Origin of the sequence: Pseudomonas sp. SWRI179 (assembly GCF_014268705.1) — a bacterium.
Taxonomy (GTDB): Bacteria; Pseudomonadota; Gammaproteobacteria; order Pseudomonadales; family Pseudomonadaceae; genus Aquipseudomonas; species Aquipseudomonas zanjanensis.
This window is the reverse complement of sequence record NZ_JABWRA010000026.1, coordinates 79,815-88,594: the sequence shown is the minus strand read 5'-3', so window position 1 is coordinate 88,594 and position 8,780 is coordinate 79,815. Positions and strand designations below refer to the sequence as shown.

Sequence of the window (8,780 nt, the reverse complement as noted above, 5' to 3'; positions counted from 1 at the left end):
GGGGGTTTCTTTGATCATTTAGAGCTCCTGATTCAATGGAGCCACCATTCTTCGCGGTCAAACAAAAAAGGGCAGCTGTACGCGGGTTGACCGACCGGGAATCAGATACCGGCACGTCCGAAGACGTCCCACGCACAGCTGCCGCGACACGATACCTCAGACGAAAGAAAAACGCCTGAACTAGGTCTTGGAACACTGGCGTGTCTAGATTCTCGGACGGTCAAATCCGGTCGCTGAATTGGCAGCGACACCCAAAGGCTAGGCCCCTCGCTTCCGAGGGACAACCTTAAAAACTTGTCGGAAAGTTCGGTGCGTCTGACAGACCAAGCGATGATGATTCGCACAACAAAAAACCGGCCTAAGCCGGTTTTTGTTGGTGACATTTGTATTCACCCAAAAGCTTCGCGCTGCTCAGCCTCATAATGCCGAGTCTGAAAGGGCAAGAGGGTTTGCACCTTCAAGCCAAGCCCTTCATTCAGCCCCCAAGAGAGAGCGAGTTCATCACGGCGTTTGCGAAGCGCAACAGCTGTTTGCGAGATTATTGCTTGCTTGGGTGTCGAGCGTAAAAACAGCTCAAGGGCTTTGAAGACTTCCAATGCTCGATTATCCGTGACACACGAAAACCGGGTAAGTCGTTCAAGCAAATAGCCGGCACGACGCAACTCGACCTCATCCGTGTGTTGGCTCAGAAAAGCTTGGGCTGCGCTTATCAAGTCCGAGTCGGAATACCAAACAGCTTTGGCTGCACTTACGAGCGCAACATCATCTGCATGATCCAACGGGCTTCTGACCAATGTGTCCAGAGCGGCTGAGAGGACGTGGCCGTTAGCAGGCTTCGCCATCTGGAATCTCCAAATAATTTGCAAGATATGGAAGCTAGAATTCCCGCTTCCGAGGGGCAACCCTAAAAAGATGTCGGAGACTTCTGGGCGTCTGACAGATCGCACATTAGCGAACATAAATTTGATGTACGTCGTACAACTTCTGTGGGAGCGAGCCTGCTCGCGAAGAGGCTAGCACATTCAGCATCTTCATCGACTGTGACGCCGCCTTCGCGAGCAGGCTCGCTCCCACAGTAGAAGCGCGCCGCCCCCAGAACCAGGCCGGCCAAATAAAACGAATCAGCGGTCGCCAGCAAAAATAAAAATCAAATTACGTAACCTGCCCTCGGTGCATACCACTGCCCTCAAAAACATCAGCCCGACACCATAACGCCACGTCCCACCTCCACCACGCTAATACCACTTAAAGCCAACCTTCCAAAAATGCCCCATGAAGCGCGCCGTAATCGCCAGAAGCAGCGTTGACATGGTATTCAAGTGGTATTAGCTTCCACCCCAATCACCGAGCGACAACGCCCAAAAAACCGCATCGGACAAACAAATGAACAACATCCAGACCCTACGCCCCGACGACACCCAACCCACCCCGCTCTACCTGCAACTGGCCCGCAACCTCGAAGCCGCCATCCACGCCGGCCAGTGGAAAGCCGAGCAAGCGATGCCATCCGAGCGCAGCTTGAGCGAGCAACTGGGCATTTCCCGGGTCACCGCCCGCAAGGCGTTGGAGGTGCTGTTCGAACAAGGCCTGATCCGCCGCAACCAAGGCTCGGGCACGTTCATCACCCCGCGCCTGGAACAACCGCTGTCACGCCTCAGCGGCTTCAGCGAGATGCTCCGGCTCAAAGGTTTCGTACCCGGGTCCCAGTGGCTGGAGCGAGAAATCACCCCGCCGACCCACGAAGAACTGATCCGCCTGGGCCTGTCGCCCACTGACAAAGTCGCCCGGCTCAAACGGCTGCGCAAGGCCGACGATACGGTCATGGCCATTGAGATGAGCACCCTGCCCGCCTCGATTATTCCCAAGCCGCAGGCAGTGGGCGATTCGCTTTATGAATTCCTCGATGGCATCGGCAAACCGGTGGTGCGCGCCCTGCAGCACATCCAGGCCATCAACGCCTCGGACGAATTCGCCGCCCTGGTGGGTATCGCCCCCGGCACCGCGATGCTGCTGATGACCCGGGTCGGCTACCTGGAAGACAACACGCCCATCGAAGTCACCGACACCTATTGCCGCAACGACTACTACGACTTCGTCGCAGAGTTGCGGCGCTAGACGATCAGAGAATCCCCATGTCCGAAGACAACATCCTCACCGCCAACGGCTGGATACGCGGCCGCCTGGTTCATGAACACGGCAAGGTCGTGTCCATCGAAGGCCAACCCTGCGATCCGACGAGCAACGACCTGCCCTACCTGTTGCCCGGCTTCATCGACCTGCATGTGCACGGCGGTGGCGGCAAGGACATCATGGAAGGCGCGCCGGCGTTCGACACCATTGCCCGCACCCATGTGCGCTTCGGCACCACGGCGCTGCTCGCCACCACCATGACGGCGCCGAGCGAAGAGATCGCCAGCGTACTCAAGGCCCTCGGTGAATTCTGCGAACAGCGGACCAGGGGTAGCGCACGAGTCCTGGGTGTGCACTTGGAAGGCCCTTATATCAACCCTGGCAAACTCGGCGCCCAACCGAATTTCGCCCACACCGCGTTGATGGCTGAAGTGGAGGCGTACCTGGCCCTGGCGCCGATCCGAGTGATCACCGTCGCACCGGAAATCGCCGGCCACGATGCCTTGATTCGCGCCCTCAGCGCCCGGGGCGTGCGCATGCAGATCGGCCATACCCTCGGCAGCTACGAAGAAGGCGTCGCGGCGCTGGCGGCCGGGGCCAGCAGTTTTACCCATTTGTACAACGCCATGAGCCCGCTGCATCACCGCGAGCCCGGCATCGTCGGCGCGGCGCTAGCCCATGCGCAATATGCCGAGCTGATCCCGGATTTGCTCCACGTACACCCCGGCGCCATGCGCGTGGCGTTGCGTTCGATCCCGTGCCTGTATTGCGTCACCGATTCCACCGCCGCCGCCGGCATGCCCGACGGCGAATACAAGTTGGGCAGCCACACCGTGACCAAATGCCTGGGTGGCGTGCGGCTGGCCGACGGCACGTTGGCCGGCAGCACCCTGACGATGGACCAGGCCCTGCGCAACCTGGTGAAGATCGGCCTGCCGATCGACGAAGCCTCCCGACGCCTGTCGCAATTCCCCGCCGACTACCTCGGCCTGCCCGAGCGCGGGCGCCTGCAACCCGGCGCCTGGGCCGACTGCGTGCGCCTTGACCGTGCCCTGAACCTGATCGACGTGATGGTCGAAGGAGAAGCCATTGACTTCCAAAATGCTTGAAGAGGCCCTGACCTCGTCCGACGCCGTCGAGCGCCAATTGCAGCGATTGGACCCCGCCCTGCAGGAAATTGCCGGACGCCTGCGCCGCCAACCGCCGCAGGTGGCGATGACCGTGGCTCGCGGCAGCTCCGACCACGCCGCCAGCTATTTTGCCTACCTGACCATGCAACAACTCGGTTTACCGGTGGCCTCGTTGCCGATGTCGGTGGTGACCATGCAGCAGGCGCCGTTGAAGGTCAGTGGCCAGGTGGCGTTCGCGTTTTCTCAATCGGGGCAGAGCCCAGACTTGGTGAACAGCCTGCGCCTGTTGCGCAAGCGCGGCGCCTTGAGCGTGGCGATGGTGAACGCAGAGGACTCTCCGCTGGAAGCGGCCTGTGAATTCAGCGTGCCCCTGTGCGCTGGCATCGAAAGCAGTGTCGCCGCCACCAAAAGTTTCATCGCCACCCTCAGCGCCAGCGCGCGCCTGGTGGCCCATTGGAAAGACGACGCCGAGTTGCTCGAAGCCGGTGCCGCGCTGCCCGAAGGCCTGCGCGAGGCCGCGCGCCAGGATTGGAGCGTTGCCGTTGAGGCGCTGCGTGAATGCCAGCGCTTGATGGTCATCGGCCGTGGCGCCGGGTTTGCCATCGCCCAGGAAGCGGCGCTCAAGTTCAAGGAGACCTCGGCGATCCAGGCCGAAGCCTTCAGCAGCGCCGAGGTTCGCCACGGGCCGATGGCGCTGATCGATGAGCATTACCCGCTGCTGGTATTCGCCCCCCGCGGTGCCGAGCAGGCCGGTGTGTTGAGCCTGGCCGCCGACATGCGCCAGCGCGGCGCCCGGGTGCTACTGGCCGCGCCCGATGACATCGCCGAGCGTGACCTGACGCTGACCCGTGCCGAACACCCGGCCCTGGACCCGATCCTGGCGATCCAGAGCTTTTACCGGATGGCCGCCAACCTGGCCGTGGCCCGAGGCCTGGACCCGGACCAGCCACGGTACTTGAGCAAGGTCACCCGGACCCACTGAACCGATGGCCCTTTAACGCAAGGCCAATAAGACTTCACAGAGAGCGAGCCCATGCCCAACAACAATAAAGAGCTGATCCTCAGCGCCCCACTCAGCGGGCCGGTGCTCACCCTCGCCAACGTCCCGGACGCGGTGTTCGCCAGCGGCGCCATGGGCGACGGGATCGCCATCGATCCGCTGAACGACACCCTCTACGCCCCCTGTGACGGCGAGGTGATCCACGTCGCGCGCACCGGCCACGCCGTGACCCTGCGGGCCGACAACGGCGCCGAACTGCTGCTGCACCTGGGGTTGGACACCGTCGAGTTGCAGGGCAACGGCTTTTCCATGCTGGTCAAGGAAGGCGCGCGGGTCAGCAACGGCCAGGCACTGCTGCGTTATGACGTGGACAGCGTGGCCCAGCGCTGCAAAAGCCTGGTCAGCCTGCTGATCCTCACCAATGGCGAACACTTCCAGGCACGGCCCATTACCCTCAAAGGCGTCAAGGTCGGCGAGCCGTTGCTGCACATCGTCAGCCAGAAGCCGAGTGAAACACGCGACAATGAGCCGGACGTCGGCATCGAAGTGTTCGGCCAGATCCGTATCGCCCATCGAGGCGGCCTGCACGCGCGGCCGGCCGCCTTGGTTCGCCAGGCCGCACAAGGGTTCAAGAGTCGCTCACACCTGCACTTCGGTGGCCGCTCGGCGTCCTGCGACAGTGTGATGGGCATGATGGGTCTGGCGATCACCGAACAGGCCGAAGTGCATGTCAGTTGTCGCGGCAGTGATGCCGAAGCGGCGTTGCAAGCGCTGCTGAAAACGTTATCCACAGCCTTGGCCGAAGAGGCCCATGTCGCGGCACCACCGGCCAAGGCGCCGAGCCGCACCGCCGAAGATGGTGCGCTCCATGGCGTCTGTGCCGCGCCCGGGCTGGTCAGCGGACCGTTGGTTAGACTCGAAGGTATCCAGTTGCCCGAGGATGTGGGCAGTCACGTCGTTGCAGAACAACGGCAACGGCTGCGCGATGCCTTGGCGCACGTCAGTCGCGACATCGAGTTGACCCTGGAGAACGCCAAGGCCCGGCATCACGTCGATGAGCAAGCGATCTTCAGCGCCCACCTGGCGTTGCTGGAAGATCCGGTCCTGCTGGACGCCGCCTACCTGTCCATCGACCAAGGGAGCGCGGCGGCCCACGCCTGGAGCCGATCCATCGACGTGCAGTGCCAAGTGCTGCGGCAATTGCAAAGCACGCTGCTGGCCGAGCGCGCCAATGATTTGCATGACCTGCGCCAGCGGGTCCTGCGGGTGCTGCTGGGTGAAGCCTGGCAATTCGACGTGCCGGCGGGCGCCATCGTCGTCGCCCAGGAGCTGACCCCGTCGGACCTGCTGCAACTCAGTGCCCAAGGCGTGGCCGGTGTGTGCATGGCCGAGGGCGGCGCGACGTCCCACGTGGCGATCCTGGCCCGTGGCAAAGGCCTGCCCTGCCTGGTGGCGCTGGGCGAGGCCGTGCTTGCACAGGCGCCGGGGCAATCGGTGGTGCTGGACGCGGACGGTGGCCGCCTCGAACTCACGCCAACCGCCGAGCGCCTGACCCAAGTGCAGCAAGCGCAGACCCGACGCGCAGCCCGGCGCGCCGAGCAGCAGACCCTCGCCCACACGCCGGCGCGAACCGTCGATGGGGTGGCGGTTGAAATCGCCGCCAACGTCGCCTCCAGCGCCGAAGCCAACCAGGCGTTCGCCAACGGTGCCGAGGGCGTTGGCCTCCTGCGCACCGAATTTCTCTTCGTCGACCGCCACACCGCCCCCGATGAAGAAGAACAGCGCCTTGCCTATCAAGCCGTGCTCGATGCCATGGGCGACAGGCCGGTGATCATCCGCACCATCGACGTTGGCGGCGACAAACAATTGGACTACCTGCCGCTGCCGGCCGAAGCCAACCCGGTGCTCGGCCTGCGGGGCATTCGCCTGGCCCAGGCGCGCCCGGAACTGCTGGACCAGCAATTGCGCGCCCTGCTGCAAATCCGCCCTCTGCACCGCTGCCGGATTTTGTTGCCGATGGTCACCGAGGTCGATGAACTGCTGCACATTCGCCAGCGCCTCGACGCCCTCGGTGCCGAGCTTGGCGTGAGCGAACGCCCGCAACTGGGGGTGATGATCGAAGTCCCGGCCGCCGCCTTGCTGGCCGAACAGTTGGCCGAGCACGCGGACTTCCTGTCCATCGGCACCAACGACCTGTCCCAGTACACCCTCGCCATGGACCGCGACCACGCCGGTCTCGCCGCCCGAGTCGATGCCCTGCACCCGGCACTGCTGCGGTTGATCGCCCAGACCTGCGCTGGCGCCGCCAAACATGGGCGTTGGGTCGGCGTGTGCGGGGCCCTGGCCTCCGATCCCCTGGCGACGCCGGTGCTGATCGGGCTAGGCGTACGGGAGCTGTCGGTCAGCCCGCCCCAGATCGGCGAAATCAAGGACCGCGTGCGTCACCTCGATGCCGCCCAGTGCCGCGGCGTCAGTACCGATTTGCTGAACCTGGCCAGTGCCGCCGCCGTGCGCCAGGCCTGTCATCAACACTGGCCCCTGGGCTGAGCCACGTCGGACAACAATAAAAGGAGAGACGCCATGTACCAGCATTTCATCGAAGGGCTGCAACGCCTCGGCCGGGCGCTGATGCTGCCCATCGCGATCCTGCCGATCGCCGGCCTGCTGCTGCGCCTGGGTGACACGGACCTGTTGAACATCGCGATCATTCACGATGCCGGCCAGGCGATTTTCGCCAACCTCGCGCTGATCTTTGCCATCGGCATCGCCGTGGGTTTCGCCCGGGACAATAACGGCACGGCCGGGCTGGCCGGGGCCATTGGTTACCTGGTGATGATCGCGACGCTGAAGGTGCTCGACGCGACCATCAACATGGGCATGCTCGCCGGGATCATCAGCGGCCTGTTGGCCGGCGCGCTGTACAACCGCTTCAAGGACATCAAGCTGCCGGAATACCTGGCATTCTTTGGCGGGCGACGCTTCGTGCCGATTGTCACCGGCTTCAGCGCGGTGGGCCTTGGCGTGGTGTTCGGTTTGATCTGGCCACCGATCCAGCACGGCATCAACAGCTTCGGCGAGCTGTTGATGGCCAGCGGCAGCTTTGGTGCGTTCGTCTTCGGTGTATTCAATCGGTTGCTGATCGTCACCGGCCTGCACCACATCCTCAACAACATGGCCTGGTTCATCTTCGGCAGCTTCACCGACCCGACTACCGGAGCGGTGGTCACCGGTGACCTGACCCGCTATTTCGCCGGCGACCCCAAGGGCGGCCAGTTCATGACCGGCATGTTCCCGGTGATGCTCTTCGGCCTGCCCGCCGCCTGCCTGGCGATGTACCGCAACGCCCTGCCCCAGCGGCGCAAGGTCATGGGCGGGATTTTGTTGTCGATGGCGCTGACCTCGTTCCTGACCGGCGTCACCGAGCCCATCGAATTCGCCTTCATGTTCCTTGCGCCGCTGTTGTACCTGGTCCACGCGCTGCTCACCGGCCTGTCGATGGCGGTGACCAATCTGCTGGACATCCACTTGGGTTTTACCTTCTCCGGCGGATTTATCGACATGGTCCTGGGCTGGGGCAAATCCACCAACGGCTGGCTGGTCTTTCCGGTGGGCCTGGCCTATGCGGCGATCTATTACCTGGTGTTCGACTTCTGCATCCGCCGCTTCGACCTGAAGACGCCGGGGCGTGAAGACGTGCCGACGGGCGACAAACCGGTCATCGCCGAAAACCAGCGGGCCGCCGCCTACATCCAGGCCTTGGGTGGCGCTGACAACCTGATCACACTCGGCGCTTGTACCACGCGCCTGCGGCTGGACCTGGTGGATCGCAACAAGGCGTCCGACGCACAACTCAAGGCCCTCGGCGCCATGGCTGTGGTTCGCCCCGGCAATGGCGGCAGCTTGCAGGTGGTGGTGGGGCCGATGGCCGACAGCATCGCCGATGAGATCCGCTTGGCATTGCCTTCTTCCGATAGGCCAGTCAGTGCGCCCGCGAACGTGGTGGTCGAGCCGGCCCTGACGACCATTGTCTCGGAGGCCGAAGCACAACAATGGCTCGATGCCCTGGGCGGTGGCGGGAATGTGTTGCAGCTCGATTGCGTGGCGACGAGCCGTTTGCGGGTGCGGTTGGCTGATGGCAAGGGGTTGTCGGAGAACCAGCTCAAGGCGCTGGGCTGCCAGGGGATCAGTTCGCTGGAAGGCGGCGTTTGGCACTTGTTGCTAGGGGAGAAAGCGCCGGGGTTGTGGCGGGCGTTGGAGGCGGTGGTGCTGAGTCGTAAGGCGGATGTCAAAGCCTAGGCCTTCGCCGACTGTCTGGCCCCTTCGCGAGCAAGCCCGCTCCCACAGGTCTGATGTCGTTCACAAGTTCTGTGGACAATACAAATCCACTGTGGGAGCGGGCTTGCTCGCGAAGGGGCCTGCACACACCCAACACCTATATCTGATACACAACAATCCTGTGGCGAGGGAGCTTGCTCCCGCTCGGTTGCGCAGCAACCGCAAAAGCTTAGGGCCGCTACGCC

6 protein-coding genes are annotated in these 8,780 nt (G+C 63.3%); 5 read left to right on the top strand and 1 reads right to left on the bottom strand.

Going from position 1 to position 8,780, the window contains the following annotated elements:
• Positions 1–389: 389 nt before the first annotated feature.
• On the bottom strand, positions 390–842 hold the full coding sequence (locus HU767_RS16380) for a hypothetical protein (protein WP_186729988.1): 453 nt from the start codon (positions 840–842) through the stop codon (positions 390–392).
• Positions 843–1,383: 541 nt separating this feature from the next.
• Here HU767_RS16380 and HU767_RS16375 point away from each other — a divergent pair.
• Genes HU767_RS16375 through nagE form a run of 5 tightly spaced genes read left to right on the top strand, consistent with a single transcriptional unit; the run spans position 1,384 to position 8,556 of the window.
• Positions 1,384–2,115, top strand: coding sequence for a GntR family transcriptional regulator (locus HU767_RS16375; RefSeq protein WP_181286541.1), 732 nt, complete (start codon positions 1,384–1,386; stop codon positions 2,113–2,115).
• A 17-nt stretch (positions 2,116–2,132) separates the two neighbouring features.
• Complete coding sequence (gene nagA, locus HU767_RS16370; RefSeq protein ID WP_186729987.1) at positions 2,133–3,239, top strand: N-acetylglucosamine-6-phosphate deacetylase; 1,107 nt, start codon at positions 2,133–2,135, stop codon at positions 3,237–3,239.
• On the top strand, positions 3,220–4,242 hold the full coding sequence (locus HU767_RS16365) for an SIS domain-containing protein (RefSeq protein ID WP_186705183.1): 1,023 nt from the start codon (positions 3,220–3,222) through the stop codon (positions 4,240–4,242). Before nagA ends, HU767_RS16365 begins: the two co-directional genes overlap by 20 nt.
• 51 nt (positions 4,243–4,293) lie before the next feature.
• Positions 4,294–6,807, top strand: a complete 2,514-nt coding sequence (gene ptsP / locus HU767_RS16360) for a phosphoenolpyruvate--protein phosphotransferase (protein ID WP_186729986.1) — start codon at positions 4,294–4,296, stop codon at positions 6,805–6,807.
• A gap of 33 nt (positions 6,808–6,840) precedes the next feature.
• The gene (gene nagE, locus HU767_RS16355) at positions 6,841–8,556 is read left to right on the top strand and encodes an N-acetylglucosamine-specific PTS transporter subunit IIBC (protein WP_186729985.1); all 1,716 of its coding nucleotides are present in this window, start codon (positions 6,841–6,843) and stop codon (positions 8,554–8,556) included.
• The last annotated feature ends 224 nt before the right edge of the window (positions 8,557–8,780 follow it).